This window comes from Paenibacillus sp. S02, assembly GCF_019454065.1.
GTDB classification, from domain to species: Bacteria; Bacillota; Bacilli; order Paenibacillales; family Paenibacillaceae; genus Paenibacillus; species Paenibacillus polymyxa_B.
Map to the genome: position 1 here is coordinate 5,272,501 of NZ_CP073682.1, position 25,719 is coordinate 5,298,219.

General features: G+C 44.7%; 41 protein-coding genes (1 of these 41 only partly in view). 2 read left to right on the forward strand and 39 right to left on the reverse strand.

All coding sequences use genetic code 11. From position 1 onward, the window contains the following. Together pdaB and gerD are read left to right on the forward strand one after the other, a co-directional pair. A protein-coding gene (pdaB, locus tag KAI36_RS23470; RefSeq protein ID WP_025724248.1) for a polysaccharide deacetylase family sporulation protein PdaB crosses the window boundary here: on the forward strand, positions 1 to 537 show its 3' portion. 243 nt of this gene lie to the left of the window's left edge; 537 of the gene's 780 nt are visible here — the last part of the coding sequence; the start codon falls outside the window, past its left edge; its stop codon occupies positions 535 to 537. 106 nt (positions 538 to 643) lie between these two features. Next, complete coding sequence (gene gerD, locus KAI36_RS23475; RefSeq protein ID WP_220026160.1) at positions 644 to 1,381, forward strand: spore germination lipoprotein GerD; 738 nt, start codon at positions 644 to 646, stop codon at positions 1,379 to 1,381. 33 nt (positions 1,382 to 1,414) lie between these two features. On the opposite strand, the gene KAI36_RS23480 is transcribed toward gerD, so the two are convergent. The 39 genes from KAI36_RS23480 to tuf form a co-directional block, all read right to left on the reverse strand. After that, entirely contained in the window at positions 1,415 to 2,521 is a 1,107-nt protein-coding gene (locus tag KAI36_RS23480; protein ID WP_220026161.1) for an Mrp/NBP35 family ATP-binding protein, read from the reverse strand. 60 nt (positions 2,522 to 2,581) lie between these two features. Continuing rightward, positions 2,582 to 3,358 (reverse strand): N-acetylmuramoyl-L-alanine amidase CwlD, encoded by a 777-nt coding sequence (gene cwlD, locus KAI36_RS23485; protein ID WP_220026162.1) that lies wholly within the window; start codon positions 3,356 to 3,358, stop codon positions 2,582 to 2,584. A 68-nt stretch (positions 3,359 to 3,426) separates the two neighbouring features. Further along, entirely contained in the window at positions 3,427 to 4,596 is a 1,170-nt protein-coding gene (sat, locus tag KAI36_RS23490; protein WP_025724252.1) for a sulfate adenylyltransferase, read from the reverse strand. A 53-nt stretch (positions 4,597 to 4,649) separates the two neighbouring features. Beyond that, complete coding sequence (locus KAI36_RS23495) at positions 4,650 to 5,342, reverse strand: phosphoadenylyl-sulfate reductase (protein WP_220026163.1); 693 nt, start codon at positions 5,340 to 5,342, stop codon at positions 4,650 to 4,652. A gap of 1,722 nt (positions 5,343 to 7,064) precedes the next feature. After that, a complete protein-coding gene (gene rpsI, locus KAI36_RS23500; RefSeq protein ID WP_013312140.1) occupies positions 7,065 to 7,457 on the reverse strand; it encodes a 30S ribosomal protein S9 in 393 nt (130 codons plus the stop codon). A 20-nt stretch (positions 7,458 to 7,477) separates the two neighbouring features. After that, positions 7,478 to 7,915 (reverse strand): 50S ribosomal protein L13, encoded by a 438-nt coding sequence (rplM, locus tag KAI36_RS23505; protein WP_013312141.1) that lies wholly within the window; start codon positions 7,913 to 7,915, stop codon positions 7,478 to 7,480. Positions 7,916 to 8,098: 183 nt separating this feature from the next. Continuing rightward, positions 8,099 to 8,884, reverse strand: coding sequence for a tRNA pseudouridine(38-40) synthase TruA (gene truA, locus KAI36_RS23510; protein WP_023990555.1), 786 nt, complete (start codon positions 8,882 to 8,884; stop codon positions 8,099 to 8,101). Between the two features lie 151 nt (positions 8,885 to 9,035). Further along, positions 9,036 to 9,401, reverse strand: a complete 366-nt coding sequence (gene rplQ / locus KAI36_RS23515) for a 50S ribosomal protein L17 (RefSeq protein ID WP_013312143.1) — start codon at positions 9,399 to 9,401, stop codon at positions 9,036 to 9,038. Positions 9,402 to 9,435: 34 nt separating this feature from the next. After that, the gene (locus tag KAI36_RS23520; RefSeq protein ID WP_007432558.1) at positions 9,436 to 10,380 is read right to left on the reverse strand and encodes a DNA-directed RNA polymerase subunit alpha; all 945 of its coding nucleotides are present in this window, start codon (positions 10,378 to 10,380) and stop codon (positions 9,436 to 9,438) included. Between the two features lie 135 nt (positions 10,381 to 10,515). Continuing rightward, positions 10,516 to 10,911: a 30S ribosomal protein S11 gene (gene rpsK / locus KAI36_RS23525; RefSeq protein ID WP_013312144.1), complete on the reverse strand. Its 396-nt coding sequence runs from the start codon at positions 10,909 to 10,911 to the stop codon at positions 10,516 to 10,518. A gap of 19 nt (positions 10,912 to 10,930) precedes the next feature. Beyond that, the gene (rpsM, locus tag KAI36_RS23530; RefSeq protein ID WP_007432560.1) at positions 10,931 to 11,299 is read right to left on the reverse strand and encodes a 30S ribosomal protein S13; all 369 of its coding nucleotides are present in this window, start codon (positions 11,297 to 11,299) and stop codon (positions 10,931 to 10,933) included. A 21-nt stretch (positions 11,300 to 11,320) separates the two neighbouring features. Further along, on the reverse strand, positions 11,321 to 11,434 hold the full coding sequence (rpmJ, locus tag KAI36_RS23535; protein WP_003333770.1) for a 50S ribosomal protein L36: 114 nt from the start codon (positions 11,432 to 11,434) through the stop codon (positions 11,321 to 11,323). Positions 11,435 to 11,551: 117 nt separating this feature from the next. Further along, a complete protein-coding gene (gene infA, locus KAI36_RS23540) occupies positions 11,552 to 11,767 on the reverse strand; it encodes a translation initiation factor IF-1 (protein WP_006212898.1) in 216 nt (71 codons plus the stop codon). 2 nt (positions 11,768 to 11,769) lie between these two features. Beyond that, entirely contained in the window at positions 11,770 to 12,078 is a 309-nt protein-coding gene (locus KAI36_RS23545; protein ID WP_220026164.1) for a KOW domain-containing RNA-binding protein, read from the reverse strand. A gap of 9 nt (positions 12,079 to 12,087) precedes the next feature. Next, a complete protein-coding gene (locus KAI36_RS23550) occupies positions 12,088 to 12,627 on the reverse strand; it encodes a M24 family metallopeptidase (RefSeq protein ID WP_049827765.1) in 540 nt (179 codons plus the stop codon). Between the two features lie 5 nt (positions 12,628 to 12,632). Beyond that, complete coding sequence (locus KAI36_RS23555) at positions 12,633 to 13,277, reverse strand: adenylate kinase (RefSeq protein WP_013312147.1); 645 nt, start codon at positions 13,275 to 13,277, stop codon at positions 12,633 to 12,635. Positions 13,278 to 13,367: 90 nt separating this feature from the next. Next, a complete protein-coding gene (gene secY, locus KAI36_RS23560; protein ID WP_061831397.1) occupies positions 13,368 to 14,666 on the reverse strand; it encodes a preprotein translocase subunit SecY in 1,299 nt (432 codons plus the stop codon). Further along, positions 14,666 to 15,106 carry a 50S ribosomal protein L15 gene (rplO, locus tag KAI36_RS23565; RefSeq protein WP_013312149.1) on the reverse strand — a complete coding sequence of 147 codons (441 nt, stop codon included), beginning with the start codon at positions 15,104 to 15,106 and terminating at the stop codon, positions 14,666 to 14,668. The genes secY and rplO overlap by 1 nt, the downstream gene beginning before the upstream one ends. A gap of 43 nt (positions 15,107 to 15,149) precedes the next feature. Then, positions 15,150 to 15,335 carry a 50S ribosomal protein L30 gene (gene rpmD, locus KAI36_RS23570; RefSeq protein ID WP_013312150.1) on the reverse strand — a complete coding sequence of 62 codons (186 nt, stop codon included), beginning with the start codon at positions 15,333 to 15,335 and terminating at the stop codon, positions 15,150 to 15,152. Positions 15,336 to 15,347: 12 nt separating this feature from the next. Further along, a complete protein-coding gene (rpsE, locus tag KAI36_RS23575) occupies positions 15,348 to 15,845 on the reverse strand; it encodes a 30S ribosomal protein S5 (RefSeq protein WP_013312151.1) in 498 nt (165 codons plus the stop codon). A 27-nt stretch (positions 15,846 to 15,872) separates the two neighbouring features. Then, positions 15,873 to 16,241, reverse strand: coding sequence for a 50S ribosomal protein L18 (rplR, locus tag KAI36_RS23580; protein ID WP_007432568.1), 369 nt, complete (start codon positions 16,239 to 16,241; stop codon positions 15,873 to 15,875). A 115-nt stretch (positions 16,242 to 16,356) separates the two neighbouring features. Then, a complete protein-coding gene (gene rplF / locus KAI36_RS23585; protein WP_013312152.1) occupies positions 16,357 to 16,899 on the reverse strand; it encodes a 50S ribosomal protein L6 in 543 nt (180 codons plus the stop codon). Positions 16,900 to 16,932: 33 nt separating this feature from the next. Further along, positions 16,933 to 17,331, reverse strand: coding sequence for a 30S ribosomal protein S8 (rpsH, locus tag KAI36_RS23590; protein WP_007432570.1), 399 nt, complete (start codon positions 17,329 to 17,331; stop codon positions 16,933 to 16,935). A 32-nt stretch (positions 17,332 to 17,363) separates the two neighbouring features. Continuing rightward, positions 17,364 to 17,549, reverse strand: coding sequence for a type Z 30S ribosomal protein S14 (locus KAI36_RS23595; RefSeq protein ID WP_010348808.1), 186 nt, complete (start codon positions 17,547 to 17,549; stop codon positions 17,364 to 17,366). 76 nt (positions 17,550 to 17,625) lie between these two features. Continuing rightward, entirely contained in the window at positions 17,626 to 18,171 is a 546-nt protein-coding gene (rplE, locus tag KAI36_RS23600; protein WP_007432571.1) for a 50S ribosomal protein L5, read from the reverse strand. Positions 18,172 to 18,202: 31 nt separating this feature from the next. Further along, on the reverse strand, positions 18,203 to 18,556 hold the full coding sequence (gene rplX / locus KAI36_RS23605) for a 50S ribosomal protein L24 (RefSeq protein WP_013312155.1): 354 nt from the start codon (positions 18,554 to 18,556) through the stop codon (positions 18,203 to 18,205). A gap of 36 nt (positions 18,557 to 18,592) precedes the next feature. Further along, positions 18,593 to 18,961, reverse strand: coding sequence for a 50S ribosomal protein L14 (gene rplN / locus KAI36_RS23610; RefSeq protein WP_007432573.1), 369 nt, complete (start codon positions 18,959 to 18,961; stop codon positions 18,593 to 18,595). Between the two features lie 34 nt (positions 18,962 to 18,995). Next, positions 18,996 to 19,259 carry a 30S ribosomal protein S17 gene (gene rpsQ, locus KAI36_RS23615; RefSeq protein WP_007432574.1) on the reverse strand — a complete coding sequence of 88 codons (264 nt, stop codon included), beginning with the start codon at positions 19,257 to 19,259 and terminating at the stop codon, positions 18,996 to 18,998. 50 nt (positions 19,260 to 19,309) lie between these two features. Continuing rightward, positions 19,310 to 19,507: a 50S ribosomal protein L29 gene (rpmC, locus tag KAI36_RS23620; protein WP_007432575.1), complete on the reverse strand. Its 198-nt coding sequence runs from the start codon at positions 19,505 to 19,507 to the stop codon at positions 19,310 to 19,312. Next, positions 19,497 to 19,931, reverse strand: a complete 435-nt coding sequence (gene rplP, locus KAI36_RS23625) for a 50S ribosomal protein L16 (RefSeq protein ID WP_007432576.1) — start codon at positions 19,929 to 19,931, stop codon at positions 19,497 to 19,499. The genes rpmC and rplP overlap by 11 nt, the downstream gene beginning before the upstream one ends. Positions 19,932 to 19,933: 2 nt before the next feature. Continuing rightward, a complete protein-coding gene (gene rpsC, locus KAI36_RS23630) occupies positions 19,934 to 20,599 on the reverse strand; it encodes a 30S ribosomal protein S3 (RefSeq protein WP_013312156.1) in 666 nt (221 codons plus the stop codon). A 13-nt stretch (positions 20,600 to 20,612) separates the two neighbouring features. Then, complete coding sequence (gene rplV / locus KAI36_RS23635) at positions 20,613 to 20,945, reverse strand: 50S ribosomal protein L22 (protein ID WP_013312157.1); 333 nt, start codon at positions 20,943 to 20,945, stop codon at positions 20,613 to 20,615. Between the two features lie 36 nt (positions 20,946 to 20,981). Further along, positions 20,982 to 21,260, reverse strand: coding sequence for a 30S ribosomal protein S19 (gene rpsS, locus KAI36_RS23640; RefSeq protein ID WP_007432579.1), 279 nt, complete (start codon positions 21,258 to 21,260; stop codon positions 20,982 to 20,984). 72 nt (positions 21,261 to 21,332) lie between these two features. Next, positions 21,333 to 22,163 (reverse strand): 50S ribosomal protein L2, encoded by an 831-nt coding sequence (gene rplB, locus KAI36_RS23645; RefSeq protein ID WP_013312158.1) that lies wholly within the window; start codon positions 22,161 to 22,163, stop codon positions 21,333 to 21,335. A gap of 30 nt (positions 22,164 to 22,193) precedes the next feature. Continuing rightward, on the reverse strand, positions 22,194 to 22,484 hold the full coding sequence (rplW, locus tag KAI36_RS23650; protein ID WP_013312159.1) for a 50S ribosomal protein L23: 291 nt from the start codon (positions 22,482 to 22,484) through the stop codon (positions 22,194 to 22,196). Further along, positions 22,484 to 23,107: a 50S ribosomal protein L4 gene (rplD, locus tag KAI36_RS23655; RefSeq protein WP_013312160.1), complete on the reverse strand. Its 624-nt coding sequence runs from the start codon at positions 23,105 to 23,107 to the stop codon at positions 22,484 to 22,486. The genes rplW and rplD overlap by 1 nt, the downstream gene beginning before the upstream one ends. A 26-nt stretch (positions 23,108 to 23,133) precedes the next feature. Beyond that, entirely contained in the window at positions 23,134 to 23,757 is a 624-nt protein-coding gene (gene rplC, locus KAI36_RS23660; protein WP_013312161.1) for a 50S ribosomal protein L3, read from the reverse strand. A gap of 32 nt (positions 23,758 to 23,789) precedes the next feature. After that, positions 23,790 to 24,098: a 30S ribosomal protein S10 gene (gene rpsJ, locus KAI36_RS23665; RefSeq protein ID WP_005544556.1), complete on the reverse strand. Its 309-nt coding sequence runs from the start codon at positions 24,096 to 24,098 to the stop codon at positions 23,790 to 23,792. Positions 24,099 to 24,436: 338 nt separating this feature from the next. After that, on the reverse strand, positions 24,437 to 25,627 hold the full coding sequence (tuf, locus tag KAI36_RS23670; RefSeq protein ID WP_028542619.1) for an elongation factor Tu: 1,191 nt from the start codon (positions 25,625 to 25,627) through the stop codon (positions 24,437 to 24,439). Between the last annotated feature and the right edge of the window lie 92 nt (positions 25,628 to 25,719).

A 25,719-nucleotide genomic window follows, 5' to 3' on the forward strand; every position in this document is an offset into this window, starting at 1 on the left:
AAAGTGACCAAGTCCACCTTTTTTCTTTCGGCCCCTTGGAGTAAAACGCATCCAGAGCTTGTGAATCAGATTAAAGAAAGCGGATTTGAGATCGGCAGTCATGGCCATAAACACGAAAATTACAGTAGCTTAAGTGATGAAGATATTCGTAAGCAGATTTCAACTGCTCATACCACATTGACCGAACTGACTGGGCAGTCTCCAAAGTTGATCCGTATGCCTAATGGCGACTTTGATAAAAGGGTTCTTCAGGTTGCCAGCACTTTAGGCTACAAAACCATTCAATGGGACACAGATTCCCTGGACTGGAAAAACCCTGGTACTCAGGTCATAATCGACCGTGTTGTAAATAAAGCGCATCCTGGTGATATCGTCCTTCTGCATGCCAGTGATTCCTGTAAACAAACTCATGAAGCTCTGCCCGTCATTATCGACAAGTTGCGCGCACAAGGCTATGAATTCGTGACTGTATCTGAACTGCTTCAACAGGGTACAGTAAAAGGCAAAGAGGTACGCGATCATGCACTGGGTCTTTAAGGAGTTATTTTACATCGTTCTCAGCTAAAAACCAAAAGCAACTCGACATATTTCTCCCCATTCATCCGCATACTATCCACATTCATGATGAAGGAGGAATACGGCCATGAATTGGACTCGTTTGCGATTTGTTAGCATGGTATGCGTACTGGGCGTTGCACTAAGCGGCTGCGGCTCGGATCAGGGTTCTGCGCCCCCCCAGAACAGTTATAAAGAGATGAAAACGATGGTTGTCGATATCTTGAAAAGCGATGACGGAAAAAAAGCGGTAGAGGAGGCGTTAACCGGGGAAAGCACTTCAAAAGAAGGACAATCCGGTCAAAGCAGTGAGGACGGTGGGTCTGGTGGTGGGTCTGGTGGCAGCATGGGAATGAAAATGCTTATGCCTATGCAATCGGCTGAACAGATGAAAATCGCAGTCAAAGATACTTTGGTATCACCTGAATATAAAAAAGAAATCGAAAAAATTATGACTGATCCGCGTTTTGCCGGAGAATTTGCCAAAGCCATCAACAGCCAAAGCAAACAGCTTCATATGCAACTTATAAAAGACCCTTCTTATCAAAAATCTATTGAAGCGATGCTCAAGTCGCCAGAACTGACCAAGATGTACATGGACTTAACTAAAACCCCTGAATACCGCAAACAATCTATGACAGTCATGCATGATGCCATGCAGAATCCGATTTTTCGGCTTGAGGTCATGAATTTACTCAAAACTGTTGTACAAGAGGAACTCCAACCTAAGGTTGAGAAAAAAAGCGGTGGGCAAGGTGGCTCTGGGGATCAGAAGCAAGATGGTGGTGGTGGTGGTGGTGAAGGAGAACAAGGAGGAAGCCAATAATAAAAAGGCTGGTTCAACAACCAGCCTTTTTTCTTATTCAGAATCCGCATGTAACATCGTAATTTGGGCGGCAATATCATTGTAAATAGCCCCTGTCGCCGACTCGGATTTATATACGGATGGAGAAAAGTCGGCTTCTGAAGGGTGATTATCTGGAATACCCAGCGGAATTTGCGCCAGCAGTTTCGTATGAAGGGTATCTGCCAGCATAGCCCCGCCTCCACGTCCAAAAACATAGTCTTTTTCTCCAGTGGAGGATACATAATAAGACATATTCTCGACAACGCCAATGACCTTATGATCCGTTTGGAGCGCCATAGCCCCTGCACGTGCAGCTACAAAAGCTGCTGTTGCATGTGGGGTAGTGACAATGATTTCTTCACTCTGCGGAATCATTTGATGTACGTCAAGCGCTACATCGCCAGTACCTGGTGGTAGATCGAGTATCATATAATCCAGCTTTCCCCATTCAACATCACTAAAAAACTGTCTGAGCATTCTCCCCAGCATGGGACCTCTCCAAATCACCGGATTGTTCTCTCTGACAAAAAAGCCCATAGACATGATTTTGATACCAAATCGCTCCACCGGCTGAATTATACCATCTTGGACAGAAGGAACATCCTCCGCTCCAATCATATCCGGCACGCTAAATCCGTAAATATCAGCATCAATTAAACCCACACGCTTCCCCTGTCTAGCTAAAGCAGCCGCCAAATTTACAGCTACTGTCGATTTTCCGACACCACCTTTTCCGCTTGCAATGGCAATAAACCGGACGCCAGATGCTGGGTTAAGCAGCTCATGTTCTTCCATACCGACAGCATGTCCTTTGGTCAAAACCGGGTCAGCGGCTTCCTCGGTATTCTCCACAGCTTGAATAGCGGACTTTTCATGCTCAGATGCTTCACGAATACGAATATGGACGTGACTTAATCCCGCCTCTTCTAACGTCTGCCGGATTTCCCGCTCCAGTTCTGCACGCGTCTCTTCCTGGCTATTCAGACTAATAGCGGTCAAGGATACCCTATCCTCTTTAACAACCACATCCCGAATAAAATGAAGATCGACTAGACGGCGTCCCGTTTGAGGCTCCCGTACTTGTTGAAGTAGCTCTATAACTTGCTCTCTTGATTGCATGAATTATCAGCACCTCTGCTTTAATGAATTTACGGAGTGGTAAACACTTACAGTATACCACTATCTGACTTCGGGTGCTGACGAGATCCCTTTTTCCCCGGCACTGTACCGTAAAATCCCCTTATATATGGACGCTGCCACCTGCCTTTGATAGTTCTCGTCACTTAGTCGTCGGGCTTCCTCTGGATGGGACAAAAATCCGACTTCTACAAGGGCTGCTGGCATTTTAAGAGCCTTCAATAAATAAACTGTGTTCATGGTTTTTGCCACTCTGTCCGTATTTTCCAAGTTGCGTTTGATCTCTTCCTGAATTAAGGATGCCAAATTCCCATTATCTGCATGATTAGGTACGTAAAAGGTTTGGGCTCCACTCCAGCGGCTCGACGGGATACTGTTCATATGAATACTTAAAAAGAGGTCCGCTTTCTGCTCCTCAATCATACGCACACGCTGCTTCAAATCCTCCGTTTTTCTTCTGGCATAGTCTTTCGTTTCTTGCTGCGCCAGATCGCGGTCATCCTCACGTGTCATGACAACAACAGCACCTGCTTGCTGCAAATAATCCCGCAGATAAAAAGCGATCGCCAGATTAATATCCTTTTCAATGATACCCTCCTTGCTAACTGCCCCTCCATCAGGCCCTCCGTGTCCAGCATCTATAGCAATTACTTTACCAGTAAGCGGTAAACTCCAATGGATCCAAGCTCTCGAAGCAGGTATCTCATACAATGTCAGTGTAATAAAAAGAACGGCGAGACAACAGCCCAACAGCATTTTTTGCAACGTCCGATAGCGAATCCACAGTGTAACCTCGTGTTTACGATTATTTTTTTGCATAACAAAACGCCTCCGTCCTATACAGATACTAATAATCTATATGGGACGAGGCGTGTAGATAGTACAACTCAGGCATGAACAAATTCTTTCATACCTTCAATCAGCACTTGAGCGACTTCCGGTCGTGTAAATTCAGGTGGCGGGCAAACCCCAGAGCGCAACAATTCCCGTACCTTGGTGCCCGAGAGCGTCAAATGATGCTCCTTGGGATGTGGGCATGTTTTACTTGAGGCCATATTTCCACATCGGGTGCAATAAAAGCTGTGTTCAAAGAACAATGGAGTAATCCCCAGCTCTTCAGCTGTAAAGTGCCTGAAAATTTCCTGTGCTTCGTAGGTACCATAATAGTCTCCTACCCCGGCATGATCCCTTCCAACAATAAAATGGGTGCAGCCATAGTTTTTTCGCACAATAGCATGGAAAATGGCCTCTCTAGGACCCGCGTATCGCATGGCAGCAGGAAATACCCCTAGAAAAGTCCGATCAGCCGGATAATAATTGTCCAGCAGCACCAGATAGCTCTTCATACGCACATCTGCCGGAACGTCATCTGACTTGGTTTCACCAACGAGTGGGTTTAGAAACAAAGCATCCACAATCTCCATCGCGCTTTTTTGGATGTACTCATGTGCCCGGTGTACCGGATTTCGTGTTTGAAAACCGACCACTGTTTTCCAGCCTTTTTCTACAAAATAGTCGCGTGTCTGTGATGGTGTATAGTAAAACTCACTAAATTGTGTGGGCTCCGGCCGATTCAGCACTTGCACAGATCCACCAACATACGTAGCAGGTCGATCTAACAGTTTGTTTACGCCAGGATGAGCCGGGTCATCGGTCTTGAATACTCGTCTGGCTTCCTCAGCCTGATCTACCTGATAAATACTTTCAATATCAAGTACAGCATAGATAGTACCGTCTGTTTCACCCACCAAAGCCACCTGCTGACCTAATTTCAGTTCACTGGCTACACTTTCTACAACTGCAAGAGTAATGGGAATACTCCAGACTGTACCATCGGCAAGACGCATATCTGTTACCACCGACCGATAATCAGATTCATTCATAAACCCCGTCAAAGGAGAGAAAGCTCCCACTCCAATCAAATCCAGATCAGAAATGGTCCATGAGTTTACACGGATAGGAAACAATTCTCCTGCGGCCTGCAAAAGTGCTTTTTGCTCCGGTCCTGTAATGATTTTATCAACAAGTGTTCCGCCATGCGGAAGAATTGCAGTCATAATGCACTTCCCTTCTCTTCATAAATACGACTCATAGTTACCTGAATACCATTTTATTGATGGAGCCCACACTCTGTTTTCTCATTGCCTGACCAGCGGCCTGCACGAGGGTCTTCACCTGGTAGAACTTCACGGGTACATTGCTCACAACCGATACTGGGATAATTGCGGTCATGCAATGGATTATACAGCACTTCATGAGTACGGATATAGTTCCATACATCCACGGATGTCCAGCTTGCCAAGGGATTAAATTTAACGAGTCCAAACTTTTCATCATACTCTACCTTTTTTGAATTCGCACGGGTAGGGGCCTGATCCCGACGAATACCGGTAATCCATGCATCGTATTGTGACAAAATGCGTGTCAGCGGCTCAACTTTGCGTATACCACAACATGTGTTAGGATCTGTTTTCCACAGTTCCTCTCCATGCTCAGCCGCTTGCTCTTCAGGAGTAATTAAGGGAGAGACCCTGACAAAATCCAAATTATATCTGGCTTTCATCTGATCTCGCGTATCATAAGTTTCTTGAAAATGAAAGTCGGTGTCCAAGTAAAAAATGTCGGTGGAAGGGCTAATTTTTTGAAGCATATCTACTAGTACTACATCTTCTGCTCCGAAGCTACAAGCAAAGGTAAGATTGGGAAATGTAAGAACAGCATACTGGATAACTTCCTCTGGGGTAGCCTCTTCCAGTTCAATTGCCTTGACTCTAATCAACGCTTCTTTCTCCAATAAATTCATTATCAATGCGCCTCCATATGAAGATTCATAAATAAGTGTCATTTCAATACCGACTAAACTAATAAGATTAAATACAGTATAAAACTTTCACAATCATTGTCAATCCAAGGCAAAATGGCCTGATGTAAGCATTTATCCACCCAAATTTGCAGGAATGTTGTTCTGTCAGCATTCTTTTATGCTTTCTTACGTATCCAACCAAGTTCATTGGCTTTATATAAAATATTCTTATACCAAACACTTGAAAATGGTCCACAGGCTCTTTGGTTACTAAAAGTAACTATTGTAGCTGAAGGTATGCTTGAATGTAGGCTTTTTACGTCAACATCGGCGGCTTCTTCTCTACTCTGCCGAAGACAAAGAAGTACCACCAGTACGCTTTTAAACAAAGGCCTTTCTTATATTACAACAATATGGAAATAGTTTGGTCCTTGAAGGAATATGCCCTATGGTTTTGACTTTGGAAGAGCAACTCGAACGTGCGGATAAGCATTTTTTTGACAACCTACCATCCTACGCAAAATTACTTAGTTGAATGATTTGTATAGCTAAAATGTATTATTGTACTATACGTCTGCTTGTGGATCTTCTGAGTAAAATGCTTTAGAGGCATCTAGGAGCGGCGTATCCTAATCTTGGCCCAGTGCGCGGCAGCCATCGGTATGCTGAACAGCTTTGGGTTACTTAATCAAGCAAGAACCATCTGTAGAAGAAAGCAAGCATCGTTTCTGAATCTAAGATTATCGAAGGGTGCTAACCGAGGGAATTGAAAATAACTTTAGGTTTCTGAGCTCTTATTTTGCATTCCAAAGATGAAGTCCGTATGTGGACGAGTTCAGATGAAGGCAAAATAGCCTTTAATCGAATTTTTTAGCTAGATGAAATCCACTATACTTTTCTGGAGCTCTGGCGTCAGCGATGCTTTCATTGTGGAAATTATAAAAGAAATGACTGCGCGCTGAACTTTTATTATGCCTCTATTCAATCCTAAAGCGCTTGTAGAGGCAATTCCCGAGGAATTAGTCCACTGGATACAAGCAAGACTCTTATCGCTACTGGAGCCTATTTAAAGCCTGTCATCAAGGGGGGTCAATTTTATGAGGGTAGACACAGTCGGACAATACATGGTGCTCCCGGTTATAGTTTGGAGCGATTGCTGTGTAGACTATTTCCATTACTGGTAACCTGTATATCGCCGTTGCAATTGCAGTAGCCTAGGAAGCAGACATTGCTAGGCTAAGGAGCGTCCTTCTCTCAGTGCACACAAATAAAAAGAGGTATTCCTTGCCGTATCCCTAGCTACGCCCAAAACAGCTGCACAAGAGGCCTAGACAGTACCAGCCAGAACATATCAAGAGACTTTACATAAACAAGTGAAAGCAAAGTATCTCGTGAAACAGCACTTAGCAGAGAATATTAAGATGAGGCTAAATGGAATAGTCGAACATTATATTTTAGTCACAGGTTATAAACATTACAGAATAAACTCCGTTGAAATAGCAAACTGTATTTGTGTATAACAATATCGTCTTCAATTACATCGTGGATAACTTTTCGTGTTCCATGCATTTGCATGCGGTTATTTATGTATTCGCAGAAACATGCTGAAGCCCATGAAATTTTAGAGTAGGTCTACTTATCCACATGTGGATAAGGATCAGGAAATGACTAAATAAAAAAGAACCCTTTCCATAAGGAAAAGGTTCTTCTGTATTCGAAATATTAACGTTTCGAGAACTGTGGTGCACGACGAGCGGCTTTGAGACCGTATTTTTTACGTTCTTTCATACGTGGGTCACGAGTCAAGAAGCCTGCTTTTTTCAAAGCTGGACGGAATTCCGGATCTGCTTTCAACAGAGCACGGGAAATACCGTGGCGAATTGCGCCGGCTTGACCAGAGATACCACCACCATGAGCGATAACGAGTACGTCATAGCTGCCAACTGTTTCTGTCAGGTTCAGTGGTTGTTTTACGATCAGTTTGAGAGTTTCCAAACCGAAATATTCATTAATATCACGCTTATTGATGACAATGCGTCCTTCACCCGGTACGAGACGAACACGAGCTACCGAATGTTTACGACGACCTGTCCCATAGTATTGTACTTGTGCCATGAAACTGTCCTCCCTTTTAATTATCCGCGAAGTTCGTAAACTTCAGGTTTTTGTGCTGCATGTGGATGCTCAGTGCCTCTGTAAGCTTTAAGTCTCAGCTTCATTTTCTCGCCTTGACGAGTTTTAGGAAGCATACCGTGAACAGCCAATTCCAACATACGCTCAGGCTTGTTCTTAACCATTTCTTGTGCAACCGTTACTTTCAGACCACCCGGATGCAGGGAGTGACGGTAGTATTTCTTGTTCTCCATTTTTTTACCGGTCAATACGATTTTTTCCGCATTGATTACAACAACAAAATCACCTGTGTCCACATGTGGTGTAAATTGTGGCTTGTGTTTGCCGCGAATCAACGCAGCCGCTTCGCTTGCCAGACGGCCGAGCGTTTTGCCTTCGGCATCAATGATGTGCCAGTTGCGCTCAACTTCATTTGGCTTCGCCATATACGTAGTACGCATGAAAAGTATCCTCCTTAAGTTCGTTAACAGAAATCATCATTTATCTTCGTTCGTTAAGTTGCTGCATTATTGATGGATTAGATGTTAATTTAAAGTGATTATCTTAATTGGGGCTGTGGGAAAGCCATTAAGAAAACACAACTTTTATATTACAGGATAACCATCAATTCCGCAAGGGTAAAATCAATGTTTTTTGATGTTTTCGTCGTACTCTACATTCCAGAGCGTTAAAGCATGTCCAACGGCCGTAGGTCCGGCCTTTGAACGATTTTTCGCCTCCAAAATGGAAGGAATATCATCCGACGATTTTTTGCCTTCTCCCACTTCCAGTAAAGTACCCATAATAATCCGAACCATGTGCTGCAAAAATCCGCTACCTGTAATATAAGTATGGATAATTCCCTGATCATCCGAGTCCGGACGTGAAAAGGAATGGTCTACTGTCATATAGGCTTCGTAAATAGTGCGAACATGATTCGTCTTTTGGGAACGTCGAGATGCGAACGAAGTATAGTCAAAGGTGCCAACTAAATGAGCCAACCCTTCCTCCATCGCTCTTACATCCAGACTCGTTGGATGATGGGCCTGTGTACGACGGTGAAAGATGTCCGGAAACCGGTTCGCATTAATACTGTACCGATATGTCTTCCGCTTCGCCATGCGGCGTGCATGAAAGGACAGTGGCACCTCTCTCGCATCCGTAACGATGATATCACGAGGCAACCAGGCATTAAGTGCCAGACACCAGCGCTGTAACGGAATCGGCGATTCAGTGTGAAAATTGAATACCTGCCCATATGCATGTACACCTGCATCTGTACGGCCTGAGCCTGTAATTTTAAGACGCTCGCCCGTCAATGAGTAAATAGCATGTTCAAGGCAGTCCTGAATGGTGTTACCGTTAGGTTGCGTCTGAAAGCCGTCATAGTGGGTTCCGTCATAGTTCACCTTCATGCACAAGTTCCGCATGCTTCTCACACCTTTGTAGGGGTAGTCTCTGGCCTTACAAGGAATAACCGAACATAACAAAGGAGAAGCCCCTCAAGGACTCCTCCAAGAGAAAAAAAGGGTTGTTCAGAATCAAGCCGATTCTGTCCACCCTTCCCTCATCTTCGCCTGTTTACGCGCGGTCAACCAATTCCAGATATACCATTGGAGCGGCGTCGCCACGACGAGGTCCCAATTTCAGGATACGAGTGTATCCACCTGGACGCTCAGTGTAACGTGTAGCCAATTCGCTAAACAGCTTTTGGATTGCATCCTGCTCACCATCCAAAGTTTCACGGCGAACGAACGCAGCCACTTGACGACGTGCGTGCAGATCTCCTTTTTTCGCTTTGGTGATCAGTTTTTCAGCAATAGAACGAACTTCTTTCGCTTTAGCCTCAGTAGTTTGGATACGCTCATACAAGAACAGATCGGTTACCAAATCACGAAACAAAGCTTTACGGGCACTGGAGTTACGGCCCAATTTTTGGTATGCCATGTAATTTCCCCTCCTTCACAAAAACGTTGCTGTACTATTCTTCCGTACGAAGTCCTAAACCAAGTTCCTCGAGCTTCTCTTGTACTTCTTCCAAAGATTTGCGACCCAAGTTACGGACCTTCATCATATCTTCTTCAGATTTAGTCGTGAGTTCTTGTACCGTATTGATACCAGCGCGCTTAAGGCAGTTATAGGAACGGACGGAGAGATCCAGCTCTTCGATCGTCATTTCAAGAACTTTTTCTTTCTTGTCTTCTTCTTTTTCAACCATAATTTCAGCATCTTTTGCCTCGTCCGTGAGACCCACGAACAACATCACATGCTCGGTCAAAATTTTGGCTCCAAGGCTCACTGCTTCCTCGGGACGAATACTTCCGTCAGTCCAAACCTCAAGTGTCAGCTTGTCATAATTCGTAACCTGGCCGACACGCGTATTTTCTACGCCGTAGTTCACGCGTGCAATCGGAGTGTAGATGGAGTCGACGGGAATGACGCCGATCGGCTGGTCATCACGTTTGTTCCGATCCTGCTTAACGTAACCGCGACCGCGATTGGCAAAAATACGCATGTGAAGTCTCGAACCCGGCCCGAGCGTAGCAATGTGAAGATCCGGATTAAGAATTTCCACATCACTATCCGCACGGATATCTCCTGCCGTTACAACTCCTTCGCCTTCCGCATCGATTTCGAGTACTTTCTCTTCATCCGAGTGGATTTTAAGCGATAAAGCTTTCAAGTTCAGAATGATCTCCGTTACGTCTTCCTTCACACCGGGAACCGTTGCAAACTCGTGCAGAACCCCATCGATCTGAACCGATGTGACTGCTGCCCCCGGTAACGAGGATAACAGAATACGGCGAAGCGAGTTTCCCAGCGTCGTACCGTATCCGCGTTCCAGCGGTTCTACTACGAATTTTCCATAGGTGCCATCATCATTGACGTCAACCGTCTCAATTTTCGGCTTTTCGATTTCTATCACTGCAATATCCCTCCTTCAAAACGTCGCTCCTATATGAAACATTCACCTTATCCATAGTCTATCATGCAGTATACCTAAACATCCATTCTTGGCAGTTTGTGCCGGATCTATACTACACGCAGAGGAGAAATCTCATTAGACGCGACGACGTTTTGGAGGACGGCATCCGTTATGAGGTACCGGAGTTACGTCTTTGATCAGGTTAACTTCCAAACCAGCAGCTTGCAAAGAGCGGATTGCTGCTTCGCGACCTGCACCAGGTCCTTTAACCATGACTTCGACAGTTTTCATGCCGTGTTCCATAGCAGCTTTAGCAGCAGTTTCTGCGGCCATTTGCGCTGCGAATGGAGTAGATTTACGGGAACCACGGAATCCCATGCCGCCTGAGCTGGCCCAAGAGATTGCGTTACCGTGTGGATCTGTGATCGTAACGATCGTGTTGTTGAACGTGGAACGGATGTGTGCCACGCCAGTCTCGATATTTTTACGGTCACGGCGTTTTGTACGTACAACTTTTTTCGGTTTAGCCATTGAATGTTATCCTCCCTTCTTATTTCTTTTTGTTCGCTACAGTCCGACGAGGACCTTTACGGGTACGAGCATTAGTTTTAGTACGTTGTCCGCGAACAGGCAACCCACGACGGTGACGAACACCACGGTAGCAGCCAATCTCAGTCAGACGTTTAATATTCAAGGAAATTTCACGACGCAGATCGCCTTCTACTTTAACTTCTTTGTCGATCGTTTCACGTAATTTGCTCACTTCATCTTCAGTCAAATCACGAACACGCGTGTTTGCACTGATGCCTGTTTCCTTCAAGATTTTCTGAGAAGTCGTTTTACCGATTCCGAAAATGTAAGTCAAGGCGATCTCAACGCGTTTGTCACGTGGCAAATCCACACCAGCTATACGAGCCATTTTACGCTACACCCCCTTCTATTAACCTTGTTTTTGTTTGTGTTTCGGATTTTCGCAAATAACCATTACGTTCCCTTTGCGGCGAATGACTTTGCATTTTTCGCAAATAGGTTTTACAGAAGGTCTTACCTTCATGTTGATTACCTCCTCCAAGCTTTACCCTGGTAAAACTCGCTTCGTGAACATTCACATCGTTTTGCCGAGCAAAACAAGTTTTTTAAATGACATACGTTTAATAAAAACCTGCATGAATTACTTGCGGTACGTTATACGGCCTTTGGTTAAATCGTAAGGCGATAACTGTACAACCACCTTGTCGCCTGTCAAAATACGGATAAAGTGCATCCGCAGCTTTCCGGAAACATGAGCAAGAATTTGATGACCGTTCTCCAGCTCTACCTTGAACGTAGCGTTCGGCAGTGGCTCGATTACCGTACCTTCAACCTCAATGACATCTTCTTTGGCCAAAGTCAGTCTCCTTTCTCTTCAGCTTGGTATTCGGACGAGTCCAGGAAAGTTTTCACTGCATGGCGCAGCTTTCCATTCGTCACCCGACCGCTTTCGTTTAAACTGTTTACAATCTCGCTACTAATCTTTGTCTGAGGCACCAAATGAAGAACATTTTTCTTCTTCGCTTGATCAAACTTTCGTTTATCCCCATCCGCAATATATACAAACCTGCTATCTGCTACTGAAACGACAACCGCAATCTGTCCGGCACCTCTGCCTTTCAGAATCTTCACCAGCTGACCGATTTGCAGGTTTCCTTGCTGAATCATTCCAATCACCTACGCACTCAGTTTCGTGAAAATGTCCATGCCGCCCGTTTCGCACGTCACCGCTTGCTCGTTATGAGCACATGAGGTTACGTTCATCGTAACGACCGTCCAGTTGTCTTCCAGCGTCCCTACATGGTGAGAACCTATCTGAATCATTGATTCAATAGCCAGCCCAATGCCGGTTTTCAGCCTCGGCCCCTGCTCAGGAATACCACGGTTTGGATTCTCAATATATTGCCGAATGGCATGCGACATTGTAAACTGGCGAGTTTTCGCGATGATATCGCCTTTGTTTAACTTGCGTTTGCCGGGAAATCCGTGCACCAGTTGTTCGTTGACTGAAGCGCAAATGCTAGCAGGAAAACCGTTATAACCTTTAAAAGACGGCACAGCTCCTTGACTGCGAATATACCGATCAGCTAAATGATCAAGTTCACCGGTCGTAATACCGGGCTCGATGTGTCCTGCCAAGAGATGATCCGTTTCCGTATCTATTCTCTTAGCTTTCCTCATAAAGCTTGATTCCGTCCCCGACTTGCAAATGATCATTACAGCTAACCCCGCAACAAGGACACGATATTTTGGGAAACCACATCAATATCCTGTTCTCCGTCAATATGACGCAGAAGATTCTGGTTCTCATAAAACGTGAGGAGTGGTGCTGTTTTATTACTATATTCGTCAAGTCGTGTTCTTACGCTATCTTCATTATCGTCAGGACGCTGATAGAGTTCCCCACCGTCTTTATCGCAAATGCCTTCAACCTTAGGAGGATTAAAGACAATATGATAGCTAGTTCCGCAGCTTTTACAAACCCGCCGTCCAGTGATTCGTGCCAACAAGTTGTCACTATCCACTTTCAGGTTGATGACGTCATCTAGCTTCGTATTCAAACGACCCAAAATTTGATCCAAGGCTTCAGCTTGAGCCAAAGTTCTTGGAAAACCGTCCAGCAAGAACCCTTTCTTGCAATCTGGCTGTTGTAGCCGTTCTTCAACGATACCGATTGTTACGTCATCCGGAACAAGTTCACCCTTGTCGATATATTCTTTAGCTTTAATGCCAATAGGTGTTCCCTGTTTCATCGCTAGGCGAAAAGCATCACCTGTCGAGATATGAGGAATGCCGAATTCCTTCACAATGACATCTGCTTGTGTACCTTTACCAGCCCCCGGAGGGCCCATGATCAAAATATTCACAATCTGTCACTCCTCAAGACGACCCCTACACAAGAAACAGCACAAAAGGTGCCGGTAAGCATGCGAACATCCTAAGCCGGTACCTATTGCCTATTTGTTGATGAAGCCTTTGTAATGGCGTTTGATCAGTTGGCTTTCGATTTGCTTCATTGTATCCAATGCTACACCAATGATGATGAGCAATGAAGTACCGCCAATTTGCACGGAACGAGGCAAGCCCGAAAGCGAACCGAAGAATACCGGCAAAACGGATATGACTGCCAGAAACAAAGCTCCTGTCATTGTCAAACGTGACATTACTCGTGTCAAGTATTTCTCCGTGGCTTTACCCGGGCGAATTCCCGGAATATAACCGCCGTTTTTCTTCATGTTGTCGGCCATTTGCTGCGGATTCATCTGTACAAAGGTATAGAAGAATGTGAAACCGATAATCATTACGACATACAAAACCATGCCCAGCGGCTTGTCATAATACAAGTAAGTGGTAATCCACTTAGCCCAAGCATGATCTGCCCAGAAACTCGCAATAATTGTCGGGAATTGCAGCAATGATACCGCAAAGATTACCGGAATAACGCCTGCCGCATTAATTTTCATCGGAATATGCGTATTCTGGCCACCGTACATTTTGTTGCCAACTACACGTTTCGCGTATTGTACCGGGATTTTCCGAATACCTTGCTGGATGTAGATAACACCAACAATAATCAGAACAATCACCAGGGCAATTATAATTGCCTTCAGAATATTCATAAACAGCTGATCTGCCTGAATAAACTGAGATTCTACAACCGTCCGAATATGTCTTGGAATACCCGCCGCAATCCCTGCGAAGATAACAATAGAGATACCGTTGCCGATTCCCTTTTCGGTAATTTGCTCACCGAGCCACATAAGGAACGTAGTTCCTGCTGTAAGCACAATGGCAATGACCAGATAATCTGCAAAAGTGGCTCCTGGAATCATCGCTGCACCGTACAGTCGATTAAAGCCAATCGACGTTCCGAATGCTTGAATCAGGCCAAGTATTACCGTACCATAACGCGTAATTTGAGCCAACTTCTTTTTACCATGCTCTCCTTGTTTAGCCCATTCCGCAAGTTTCGGAATCACGTCCATTGACAGCAACTGTACAATGATGGACGCTGTAATATATGGCATAATCCCGAGGGCGAAGATCGAAAACTGATACAATGCGCCCCCTGAGAAGGTGTTAAGGAGTCCAAACAACTCGCTTCCTGCCTGATCCTGAGAAGTAAAGACTTGCTTGTTCACGCCGGGAACCGGCACGAAGGAGCCAATACGATATACAAAGAGTATAAACAGGGTGAACAGGATTCGGGTTCTAAGATCCTCAACCCGCCATATATTTTTCAGGGTCTTGAACATTAGATCACCTCGGTTTTACCGCCGGCAGCTTCAATTTTCTCTACCGCAGATTGAGAGAACTTGTTCGCTTTAACTGTCAATTTCACAGTGATTTCACCGTTACCCAGAATTTTAATTCCGGATTTGGCGTTTTTCACAATGCCATTGTTCAGCAAAAACTCAGGGCTTACTTCTGTACCCGCTGCAAAACTGTTCAAATCTTCGATATTCAAAACCGCATACTCTTTACGAGTAGGATTTACGAAACCGCGTTTAGGCAAGCGACGATACAGTGGGTTTTGACCACCCTCGAAGCCCGGACGTACACCACCGCCGGAACGAGCGTTTTGACCTTTATGACCACGACCAGAAGTTTTACCCGTACCGCTACTAGGACCACGACCCAAACGTTTACGTTCTTTGCGGGAGCCTGGAGCTGGGGAAAGCTCATGTAACTTCATCGTTCGTTGCACCTCCTTGATTATTGTTAAAATACGTTATTTCTTAAGCCTCAATTTCTTTAACAGAAACCAAATGGCTAACTTGATTAATCATCCCGCGAATAGCTGCATTGTCGGGTTGAACTACTTTATGGTTGATTTTACGCAAGCCGAGCGTTTTAACAGTCGTTCTCTGATTACCAGGACGGCCGATCAACGAACGAACGAGGGTAATTTCTAATTTCGCCATGATATTCCCTCCTTAGCCCAGCAGCTCTTCGATGGATTTGCCGCGCAATTTTGCAACTTCTTCAGCGCGTTTCAAGCGGGACAAACCTTCCAAAGTCGCATTGACCATATTCATGGAATTCGAAGAACCCAAAGATTTTGTCAAGATATCACCTACACCAGCAAGTTCCAGTACAGCACGAACCGGACCACCAGCGATAACTCCAGTACCTTCCGATGCCGGTTTCAACAGAACCCGGCCAGCACCGAACTTACCTGTAACAAGGTGAGGAATTGTTGTTCCTACGAGTGGAACGTGAACCAGGTTTTTCTTAGCATCTTCAATACCTTTGCGAATTGCATCAGGTACTTCGCCAGCTTTACCGATTCCAGCGCCTACCCAGCCGTTGCCGTCGCCCACTACTACCAGAGCACTGAAGCTGAAACGGCGTCCGCCTTTGACAACTTTAGCTACACGATTAATATTTACTACTCTTTCAGTCAGTTCCAAAGTATTCGGATCTACACGCAAGTCGTTAACCTCCTTTTGAGAAATGTCTTAGAATTCAAGGCCTGCTTCGCGAGCTGCATCAGCCAAAGCTTGAATCCGTCCATGATACAAGTATCCACCACGGTCAAATACGATGTTAGCATGACCTTTTTCTTTCGCACGTTTAGCAACGAGTTCGCCAACTTTACGAGCTGCTTCTACACTACCGCCGTTTTTGATTTCGCTGCTCAGTTCTTTATCCATAGTGGATGCAGATACCAATGTTACACCAGCTACATCATCAATCAGTTGTGCGTAGATATGCTTGGAAGAGCGGAATACGTTCAAACGAGGACGTACAGCCGTACCTTCGATTTTCTTACGTACACGCAGATGTCTTCTGACACGTGCTTTATTTTTATCTTGTTTTGTAATCATCTCAAGTTTTCACTCCCTTCAGTTTGCCTTTTAAAACTTTATACTAAGACGCACTGGGTAAAAAAGAAGTACGAAGTCTTTCCTGCAGAAAGACCGCACAAAGTCGGTAAGAAACTTATTTCTTCTTACCGGCTTTACCTTCTTTACGAATGATGCGCTCGCCTTCGTATTTAATCCCTTTACCTTTGTACGGTTCAGGTTCACGAACGGAACGAATTTTAGCAGCGTAGGCACCTACACGCTCTTTATCAATTCCGCGAACGATAATTTTAGTGTTCGAAGGAACTTCGAATTCGATGCCCGCTTCCGGTGTGATTTCAACCGGGTGAGAGTATCCAACGTTCAGAACGATTTTATCTCCGGATTTGCTTGCACGATATCCGACCCCAACCAGCTCCAGAGATTTTGAAAATCCTTCAGTTACACCACTTACCATGTTGTTGACAACGCTGCGGGTTGTTCCATGCAAAGAGCGGTGAAGTTTGTTGTCCGAAGGACGAACTACATTAATTTCATTGTTTTCCACAGTAACGGACATGTCTTTATGAAGCTCACGAGTCAATGTTCCTTTAGGACCTTTAACTGTGATCGCTGTGTTGTTCAAAGTCACGTCAACACCACTTGGTACTGTGATTGGTTTACGACCAATACGGGACATATCTGTTGCACCTCCTATCTTTTAAACGTTATCTTACCAAACGTAGCAAACAACTTCTCCGCCGGCTTTGGACTGACGTGCTTCTTTGTCGGTCATGATACCTTTGGATGTTGAAATGATTGCGATCCCGAGTCCACCCAGTACGCGTGGAATCTCATTGCTCTTCGTGTAAACGCGAAGACCTGGTTTACTGATTCTTTTCAAACCTGTAATAACACGCTCGTTGTTCGCACCGTATTTCAAGAAAATACGGATGATCCCTTGTTTGCTATCTTCAACAAATTCCGCATCACGAATGAATCCTTCACGTTTCAGGATGTCGGCGATTTGTTTTTTCATTGTAGATGCAGGCATTTCTACTGTTTCGTGACGAACTGTGTTCGCGTTACGAATACGAGTAAGCATATCTGCAATTGGATCAGACATAGTCATTGTGTATAAACCTCCTTCCCAAACAGGACTTTTTACCAGCTTGCTTTTTTCACGCCAGGAATCTGGCCTTTATAAGCTAATTCACGGAAGCAAATTCTGCAGATCTTAAACTTTTGCAGTACCGAATGTGGACGACCACAACGCTCGCAACGAGTGTAAGCACGAACTTTAAACTTTGGTGCGCGTTGTTGTTTGACTTTCATTGAAGTTTTTGCCACTTAGCCTGACACCTCCTAAATAGTTTCGGAGAACAGGGTGTCTTTAAAATCAGACGCCCGAAACGTTATGCCAACATTATTTTGCGAAAGGCATGCCCAGCTGAGTCAGAAGCTCACGGGACTCTTCGTCAGTTTTGGCAGTCGTTACGATAACGATGTCCATACCACGAACTTTATCAACTTGATCATACTCGATTTCCGGGAAGATCAACTGTTCTTTCAGACCAAGCGTGTAGTTACCACGTCCGTCGAAAGCTTTTGTCGATACACCATGGAAATCACGTACGCGAGGAAGAGTAATGTTGAACAATTTGTCCAAGAAATAATACATACGCTCGCCACGAAGTGTTACCTTTACACCGATCGGCATGTTTTCACGCAATTTAAAACCTGCAATAGATTTTTTTGCGCGAGTGATTACTGGTTTTTGACCAGCAATTAGCTGCATGTCGTTGAGAGCTGAATCAAGTACTTTGGAGTTTTGGACTGCGTCGCCAACACCCATGTTGATTACAACTTTCTCGATTTTAGGCACTTGCATCACTGTTGTATAGTTGAACTTCTGCATCAAAGCAGGAGTGATTTCTTTCAAGAAACGTTCTTTCATTCTTGTTGTAGCCATGAATCATATACCTCCTTTCTTCAAAAAATAATTAGTCGATCACTTCTCCAGAACGTTTTGCAATGCGCACTTTTTTTCCGTTGTCCAAAACTTTGTAACCAACACGGGTTACTTTTCCGCTCTTCGGATCAATGTGCATAACGTTGGAAACGTGAATCGGAGCTTCTTTCTCGATGATGCCGCCTTGTGGATTCAGCTGATTAGGCTTTTGGTGTTTTTTAATCATGTTAACACCTTCCACAAGCACACGGTTTTGACGAGGGTAAGCAGCGATAACGCGACCTTTTTTACCTTTATCTTTACCTGTAATCACCAGAACAGTGTCGTCTTTTTTGACGTGCAGCTTGTTGTTATGGGATTCCAGAACTTTTTTCACTTTTGGCATTTCGTACACCTCCTACGGGCACATTTTAAGGTGAGTTTAGATCACTTCCGGAGCCAAGGAAACGATTTTCATGAAGTCCTTGTCACGAAGTTCGCGAGCAACTGGTCCGAAAATACGAGTACCACGTGGGCTCTTGTCTTCTTTAACGACCACTGCTGCGTTCTCGTCAAATCCGATGTAGGAACCGTCTTTACGGCGGATAGAACGTTTAGTACGAACAACAACCGCTCTTACTACATCACCCTTTTTGACAACGCCGCCTGGTGTTGCTTGTTTTACGGAACAAACGATCAGGTCACCAATTTGAGCTGTACGACGTCCCGTACCACCGAGCACACGGATACACATCAGTTCCTTCGCGCCGGAATTGTCAGCTACAGTCAAACGTGTAAATGGTTGAATCATTTATTTATCCTCCTTTCGGAAAAACTACACTACATTAGATTATAACAGCTTTTTCAACGATTTCGACCAGTCTCCAGTTTTTGTCTTTGGACAAAGGGCGAGTTTCCATGATTTTAACAGTATCACCGATTTGTGCAGTGTTGTTTTCATCATGAGCTTTGAATTTCTTAGTTACTTTAATGCGTTTATGGTAGAGATCATGTTTTTTGTAAGTTTCTACAGCAATCACAATCGTTTTATCCATTTTGTCGCTGACTACTTTACCGACTAATACTTTACGGGCATTACGTTCGCTCATTGTTGGCCTCCTTCCTAATTACAGGCGGATTTTCCACCCGGTCTGATATCTTAGCTAATCCCAAGTTCTCTTTCACGGATCACAGTTTTAGCACGAGCAATTTCCTTACGCACAGCGCCGATCCGAGTCGGGTTATCAAGCTGACCGGTAGCGAGTTGAAAACGAAGGTTGAAAAGTTCTTCTTTAAAACCGGAGATCTTTTGTTCGATTTCAGCAGTGGTTAGGTTGCGGAATTCACTAGCCTTCATTTGCTTCACCACCCAATTCTTCACGTTTCACAAACTTAGTTTTGATTGGCAGTTTGTGAGCGGCAAGACGCATTGCTTCACGAGCAATCTCTTCCGGAACACCAGCAAGTTCAAACATAATCTTGCCTGGTTTCACTACTGCAACCCATTTTTCTACGTTACCTTTACCACTACCCATACGAACCTCAAGAGGCTTCTGAGTAATTGGTTTGTCAGGGAAAATTTTAATCCAAACCTTACCACCACGTTTGATGTAACGAGTCATCGCAATACGAGCAGCTTCGATTTGACGGTTAGTAATCCATGCAGGTTCAGTAGCTTGCAAACCGTACTCACCAAAGTTCAGTGTAGTACCGCCTTTTGCACGACCCTTCATATGACCACGTTGTTGTTTACGATGTTTTACGCGTTTTGGTACCAACATGATTAGTTGCCTCCTTCCTGAGGAGCTTGTTTCTTAGCTGGAGGAAGAACCTCTCCACGATAGATCCATACTTTTACGCCAAGACGACCGTAAGTAGTATGAGCTTCCGCTGTACCATAGTCAATGTCGGCACGAAGCGTATGCAGTGGAACAGTTCCTTCGCTGTACCCTTCGGAACGAGCGATTTCGGCACCGCCAAGACGTCCGCCTACTTGAGTTTTAATTCCTTTTGCTCCGGAGCGCATAGTTCTTTGAATCGCTTGTTTCAAAGCACGACGGAAAGAAACACGACGTTCCAATTGTTGTGCAATGCTTTCAGCAACCAGAATTGCGTCCAGTTCAGGATTTTTAATTTCAGAAATATTGATGTGTACCTTTTTACCGCCTGCGATTTTAGTAATTTCATTACGCAGATTTTCAACTTCGGAACCACCCTTGCCGATAACCATACCTGGTTTCGCAGTGTGAATCGTTACGTTGACACGGTTAGCTGCTCTCTCGATTTCAACACGGGATACAGCGGAGTCTTTCAATCTTTTTTTCAGATGTTCACGAATTCTAACGTCTTCCAGCAAAAGATCACCGAAATCTTTGCCTGCATACCATTTGGATTCCCAATCACGGATAATACCGATTCGGAGTCCGACGGGATTTACCTTTTGGCCCACACGTTTTCCCTCCTTATTTTTCAGATACCACCAGAGTAATATGACTGGTGCGTTTGTTGATGCGACTTGCACGACCCATTGCACGCGGGCGGAATCGTTTCATTGTAGGACCTTGGTTTACAAAAACCTGAGATACTACCAATTTATTTACGTCCAAAGAGTAGTTGTGATCTGCATTTGCAATCGCAGAATTCAACAATTTCTCAACGACTGGAGAAGCGGACTTTGGAGTGTGACGAAGAATTGCGATCGCCTCACCAACCTGCTTACCGCGAATCAAATCGATAACAAGTTTCACTTTGCGAGCAGAAATCCGTACGGACTTAGCATGTGCTTTTGCTTCCATTGAGTTTACCTCCTCTCAAACACTACGCTGTGTTGATTATCTTCTTGTTTTCTTATCGTCATCCGTATGGCCTTTGTACGTACGTGTTGGAGCAAATTCGCCCAACTTGTGTCCGACCATATCTTCCGTTACGTATACTGGCACGTGTTTACGACCATCGTATACACCAAACGTATGTCCGATAAATTGCGGGAAAATCGTAGAGCGACGGGACCAAGTTTTGATTACCACTTTTTTGTCCGACTCGTTCAAAACCTCTACTTTTTTCAACAGGTAACCATCAATGAATGGTCCTTTTTTGAGACTGCGACCCATTTATGAATCCTCCCTTCGTTAAAACGTAGTCGTTCCTTAATATGTTAACGTGCGACTTATGCGCACGTTTTATTACTTAGTACGACGACGAACGATGTACTTATCAGATGCTTTACCTTTTTTACGTGTCTTATAACCAAGGGTTGGTTTACCCCATGGAGACATTGGAGATTTACGTCCGATTGGAGCGCGACCTTCACCACCACCGTGTGGGTGATCGTTAGGGTTCATTACAACACCGCGAACTTCAGGACGTTGTCCCAACCAGCGACTACGACCGGCTTTACCGATTTTCACCAGTTCGTGGTCTTCGTTACCTACAGAACCGATTGTAGCGCGGCAAACTTTCAGAATGCGGCGAACTTCACCAGAAGTCAAACGAATTGTAACATACTTTTCTTCTTTACCAAGAAGTTGGGCTTCCGTACCAGCAGCGCGAACGAGTTGGCCACCTTTACCCGGTTTCAATTCGATGTTGTGGATAACCGTACCTACTGGAATGTTTTCCAAAGGCAAGGAGTTACCGATTTTGATATCGGAACCTGCACCGGATACCACTTCGTCTCCTACTTTCAGACCTTTAGGAGCGATGATGTAACGTTTTTCACCATCCACATAGTGGATAAGTGCGATGTTGGACGTACGGTTTGGATCATATTCGATCGTAGCAACGCGGCCCGGTATTCCATCTTTGTTACGTTTGAAGTCAATAATACGGTATTTACGTTTGTGTCCGCCGCCTTGATGACGAACTGTAATTTTACCTTGGTTATTGCGTCCAGCTTGCTTGCTCAGAGGTGCCAGCAACGATTTCTCGGGCTGATTAGTTGTAATCTCCTCGAAAGTAGATACAGACATAGCACGTCTGGCCGGGGACGTTGGTTTATACTTTTTAATTGGCACTGAGTTTCCCTCCTTACTTTACAGTTTCAATTATACCGTTTCAAAAAACTCAAGCGGCTTACTGTCTTTGCTCAGCGTTACGAACGCTTTCTTCCACTCGCTCGTATAGCCGGAATGACGTCCGTAGCGTTTTGGTTTTGCAGGAACACGAAGCGTATTTACGTTACTTACTTTCACGTTAAAAATGGCTTCGATTGCTTTTTTAACTTCGACTTTGTTAGAACGAATGTCAACCTCGAAAACGTATTTCAAGTCATTCATCATACCAGCCGTACGTTCGGTGATAACCGGACGTTTGATAATATCACGAGGATCCTTCATTACGCGAGCACCTCCTCTACCTTCTGAACTGCTTCCTTCGTAATGATCAGTTTGTCGTGTCCGAGCACATCAAGAACATTAATGCCGTCTGCGGCTACAAACTTCACACCAGGAATATTACGAGCGGACAGTGCTACATTATCATCATAGCTAGGAGCTACGATCAATGCTTTACGATCAGCTTTAAGGTTATTCAAAATGGCTGCGAATTCTTTCGTTTTAGGTCCGTTCAGTGTAAGAGCGTCCAATACGATAATTTCATTCTCAATCACTTTGGATGACAACGCCGATTTGATCGCCAGACGACGAACCTTTTTAGGCAATTTGTAAGCATAGCTGCGTGGAGTGGGACCGAATACAGTACCGCCACCAACCCATTGCGGTGCACGGATCGAACCTTGACGAGCGCGGCCAGTACCTTTTTGTTTCCAAGGTTTACGTCCGCCACCACGTACTTCAGAACGTCCTTTTACTTTGTGAGTACCTTGACGCAGGGAAGCCAATTGCATAACAACAGCGTCATGAAGAACGTGCTTATTCGGCTCGATACCGAACACTGCGTCGTTCAATTCAATTTCACCAACTTGGCTGCCGCTAATATTAAATAGTGCTACTTTTGGCATTTCGTGTTCCTCCTTTCTTCAGTTGTTTATTTTTTCACCGTTTCTAATACTTTAACGAAGCTATTTTTAGGTCCTGGAATGGAACCTTTCACGAGCAACACATTACGTTCTGTATCGATCTTAACAACTTCAAGACGTTGGATCGTTACCGTTTCATGCCCCATGTGTCCTGGAAGGTGTTTACCTTTAGGAACGCGGTTAGCTTGAATGGAACCCATAGAACCTGGACCTCTGTGGTAACGCGAGCCGTGTGCCATTGGTCCGCGGCTTTGTCCCCAACGTTTGATAACGCCGGCAAAACCTTTACCTTTAGAAATACCTGTTACGTCAACGAACTCGCCTTCTGTGAAGACATCAGCCTTCAGTTCTTGGCCAACCTCGTAAGCAGCAAGGTCGATGCCACGAAGTTCACGAACGTAGCGCTTAGGTGCAGTATTTGCTTTTTTCGCATGTCCTGCTTCAGGTTTGTTGGATCTTTTTTCTTTCTTATCAGAGAAACCGAGTTGGATAGCTTCGTATCCATCGTTTTCCAGATCTTTCTTTTGCAGAACAACACAAGGACCTGCTTCGATAACCGTAACAGCAAGTACGTTACCTTCAGGGGTAAACACTTGAGTCATTCCGAGTTTTTTTCCTAAGATACCTTTCATGTTGACACCTCATTTCTTTTCCTAATTACATATTACAATTTAATTTCGATATCTACACCGGACGGCAGGTCCAAGCGCATCAAGGCATCCACAGTTTGTGGAGTCGGGTTAACAATGTCGATCAAACGCTTGTGTGTGCGCATTTCGAACTGCTCCCGGGAATCCTTGTACTTGTGTACCGCACGGAGAATAGTAATGATTTGTTTTTCAGTTGGCAGCGGAATTGGCCCAGATACACCTGCGCCCGAACGTTTAGCTGTTTCAACAATTTTCTCAGCGGATTGATCAAGAATTCTATGATCGTAAGCTTTCAAACGAATACGAATTTTTTGCTTTGCCATTTTAGTCCCTCCTTCTATCGCCCAATTTGGTATCGGACATACTCCGTGAAAATTTTCCGACAGCCCTCCCATGGCAAAGGGGCCGGGTGTGTCAGTAACCTCTCACATCATCGCACAGTCACAAACAACATTAGTTATTATATCGAATAGTTCTGCCTATTGCAAGCAAAAACGAAAAAACAATGCATCTTATTTTCAAAAGATACAATTGCGATCGCAGCTCGCGATTTTCTCAAGAGAAAAGCCCCCGCACCAGGGCAGGGGCTCGTTTAGCTTCGTTCCAATACAATGTTACTCGTTCCAGTACACTGTTGCTCTATTTAAAGGCTAAAGCCTTCTTATTTGGAGATTGTTGCTACGGCACCAGCGCCAACTGTACGTCCGCCTTCACGAATAGAGAACTTAGTTCCTTCTTCGATAGCGATCGGGTTGATCAGTTGAACAGTAACCGTGATGTTGTCACCAGGCATTACCATTTCGGAACCTTCTGGCAAAGTAATGATACCAGTTACGTCAGTTGTACGGAAGTAGAACTGTGGACGGTAACCAGTGAAGAAAGGTTTGTGACGTCCACCCTCTTCTTTAGTCAAAACGTAGATTTGAGCAGAGAATTCTGTATGAGGTTTAACAGAACCTGGTTTAGCTAATACTTGGCCACGCTCGATTTGTGCACGATCTACACCACGAAGCAATGCGCCGATGTTATCGCCAGCTTGAGCAGAGTCAAGCAATTTACGGAACATTTCTACGCCTGTTACTACGGATTTACGGGATTCTTCTTGAATACCGATGATTTCGATTTCGTCGCCCACTTTAACTGTACCACGCTCTACACGGCCTGTAGCAACTGTACCACGACCAGTGATGGAGAATACGTCCTCGACAGGCATCAAGAAAGGCTTGTCAGTATCGCGTTCTGGAGTCGGGATGTAAGTGTCGATTGTTTCGAACATTTCAACAATTTTCTTAGCATAGTCGCCCTCTGGGTTTTGCAGAGCTTCACGAGCTGAACCGCGAATAATTGGAGTGTCGTCACCTGGGAAGTCATATTCGCTCAGCAAGTCACGAACTTCCATTTCAACCAATTCCAGCAACTCTTCGTCTTCAACCATGTCGCATTTGTTCAGGAATACAACGATGTAAGGAACACCAACTTGGCGGGACAACAGGATGTGCTCGCGAGTTTGCGGCATTGGGCCGTCAGCTGCGGAAACAACCAGAATCGCTCCGTCCATTTGTGCAGCGCCAGTGATCATGTTTTTAACATAGTCGGCGTGACCTGGGCAGTCAACGTGTGCATAGTGACGGTTAGGTGTTTCATATTCCACGTGTGCAGTGGAGATTGTGATACCGCGTTCGCGCTCTTCTGGAGCTTTATCGATTTGATCGAATGCTACAGCAGCACCACCGTAAGTTTTGGACAATACAGTTGTGATTGCAGCAGTCAAAGTAGTTTTACCATGATCGACGTGACCAATAGTACCGATATTAACGTGCGGTTTGTTACGTTCAAACTTAGCCTTTGCCATTTGAACAATTCCTCCTCAATAACTTGTTTTATTTTAGGCTGCCGGATGCCCTTTTGGTAAAACCTTAAGTATACCGGTCAGCTGATACATTG

Excerpts from the sequence above, each read along its gene's own strand:
- gerD (WP_220026160.1), top strand. The coding sequence starts at position 644 with ATGAATTGGACTCGTTTGCGATTTGTTAGCATGGTATGCGTACTGGGC.
- KAI36_RS23480 (WP_220026161.1), bottom strand. The coding sequence starts at position 2,521 with ATGCAATCAAGAGAGCAAGTTATAGAGCTACTTCAACAAGTACGGGAG.
- cwlD (WP_220026162.1), bottom strand. The coding sequence starts at position 3,358 with ATGCAAAAAAATAATCGTAAACACGAGGTTACACTGTGGATTCGCTAT.
- sat (WP_025724252.1), bottom strand. The coding sequence starts at position 4,596 with ATGACTGCAATTCTTCCGCATGGCGGAACACTTGTTGATAAAATCATT.
- KAI36_RS23495 (WP_220026163.1), bottom strand. The coding sequence starts at position 5,342 with ATGAATTTATTGGAGAAAGAAGCGTTGATTAGAGTCAAGGCAATTGAA.
- rpsI (WP_013312140.1), bottom strand. The coding sequence starts at position 7,457 with ATGGCACAAGTACAATACTATGGGACAGGTCGTCGTAAACATTCGGTA.
- rplM (WP_013312141.1), bottom strand. The coding sequence starts at position 7,915 with ATGCGTACTACGTATATGGCGAAGCCAAATGAAGTTGAGCGCAACTGG.
- truA (WP_023990555.1), bottom strand. The coding sequence starts at position 8,884 with ATGCGGAACTTGTGCATGAAGGTGAACTATGACGGAACCCACTATGAC.
- rplQ (WP_013312143.1), bottom strand. The coding sequence starts at position 9,401 with ATGGCATACCAAAAATTGGGCCGTAACTCCAGTGCCCGTAAAGCTTTG.
- rpsK (WP_013312144.1), bottom strand. The coding sequence starts at position 10,911 with ATGGCTAAACCGAAAAAAGTTGTACGTACAAAACGCCGTGACCGTAAA.
- rpsM (WP_007432560.1), bottom strand. The coding sequence starts at position 11,299 with ATGGCTCGTATAGCTGGTGTGGATTTGCCACGTGACAAACGCGTTGAG.
- rpmJ (WP_003333770.1), bottom strand. The coding sequence starts at position 11,434 with ATGAAGGTAAGACCTTCTGTAAAACCTATTTGCGAAAAATGCAAAGTC.
- KAI36_RS23545 (WP_220026164.1), bottom strand. The coding sequence starts at position 12,078 with ATGATTCAGCAAGGAAACCTGCAAATCGGTCAGCTGGTGAAGATTCTG.
- KAI36_RS23550 (WP_049827765.1), bottom strand. The coding sequence starts at position 12,627 with ATGATCATTTGCAAGTCGGGGACGGAATCAAGCTTTATGAGGAAAGCT.
- secY (WP_061831397.1), bottom strand. The coding sequence starts at position 14,666 with ATGTTCAAGACCCTGAAAAATATATGGCGGGTTGAGGATCTTAGAACC.
- rplO (WP_013312149.1), bottom strand. The coding sequence starts at position 15,106 with ATGAAGTTACATGAGCTTTCCCCAGCTCCAGGCTCCCGCAAAGAACGT.
- rpmD (WP_013312150.1), bottom strand. The coding sequence starts at position 15,335 with ATGGCGAAATTAGAAATTACCCTCGTTCGTTCGTTGATCGGCCGTCCT.
- rplR (WP_007432568.1), bottom strand. The coding sequence starts at position 16,241 with ATGATTACAAAACAAGATAAAAATAAAGCACGTGTCAGAAGACATCTG.
- rplF (WP_013312152.1), bottom strand. The coding sequence starts at position 16,899 with ATGTCCCGTATTGGTCGTAAACCAATCACAGTACCAAGTGGTGTTGAC.
- rpsH (WP_007432570.1), bottom strand. The coding sequence starts at position 17,331 with ATGACTATGTCTGATCCAATTGCAGATATGCTTACTCGTATTCGTAAC.
- rplE (WP_007432571.1), bottom strand. The coding sequence starts at position 18,171 with ATGGCTACAACAAGAATGAAAGAACGTTTCTTGAAAGAAATCACTCCT.
- rplX (WP_013312155.1), bottom strand. The coding sequence starts at position 18,556 with ATGCCAAAAGTGAAAAAAGTTCTGGAATCCCATAACAACAAGCTGCAC.
- rplN (WP_007432573.1), bottom strand. The coding sequence starts at position 18,961 with ATGATTCAACCATTTACACGTTTGACTGTAGCTGACAATTCCGGCGCG.
- rpsQ (WP_007432574.1), bottom strand. The coding sequence starts at position 19,259 with ATGAGCGAACGTAATGCCCGTAAAGTATTAGTCGGTAAAGTAGTCAGC.
- rpmC (WP_007432575.1), bottom strand. The coding sequence starts at position 19,507 with ATGAAGGCTAGTGAATTCCGCAACCTAACCACTGCTGAAATCGAACAA.
- rplP (WP_007432576.1), bottom strand. The coding sequence starts at position 19,931 with ATGTTGGTACCAAAACGCGTAAAACATCGTAAACAACAACGTGGTCAT.
- rplV (WP_013312157.1), bottom strand. The coding sequence starts at position 20,945 with ATGGAAGCAAAAGCACATGCTAAGTCCGTACGGATTTCTGCTCGCAAA.
- rpsS (WP_007432579.1), bottom strand. The coding sequence starts at position 21,260 with ATGGGTCGCAGTCTCAAAAAAGGACCATTCATTGATGGTTACCTGTTG.
- rplW (WP_013312159.1), bottom strand. The coding sequence starts at position 22,484 with ATGAAGGATCCTCGTGATATTATCAAACGTCCGGTTATCACCGAACGT.
- rplD (WP_013312160.1), bottom strand. The coding sequence starts at position 23,107 with ATGCCAAAAGTAGCACTATTTAATATTAGCGGCAGCCAAGTTGGTGAA.
- rplC (WP_013312161.1), bottom strand. The coding sequence starts at position 23,757 with ATGAAAGGTATCTTAGGAAAAAAACTCGGAATGACTCAAGTGTTTACC.
- rpsJ (WP_005544556.1), bottom strand. The coding sequence starts at position 24,098 with ATGGCAAAGCAAAAAATTCGTATTCGTTTGAAAGCTTACGATCATAGA.
- tuf (WP_028542619.1), bottom strand. The coding sequence starts at position 25,627 with ATGGCAAAGGCTAAGTTTGAACGTAACAAACCGCACGTTAATATCGGT.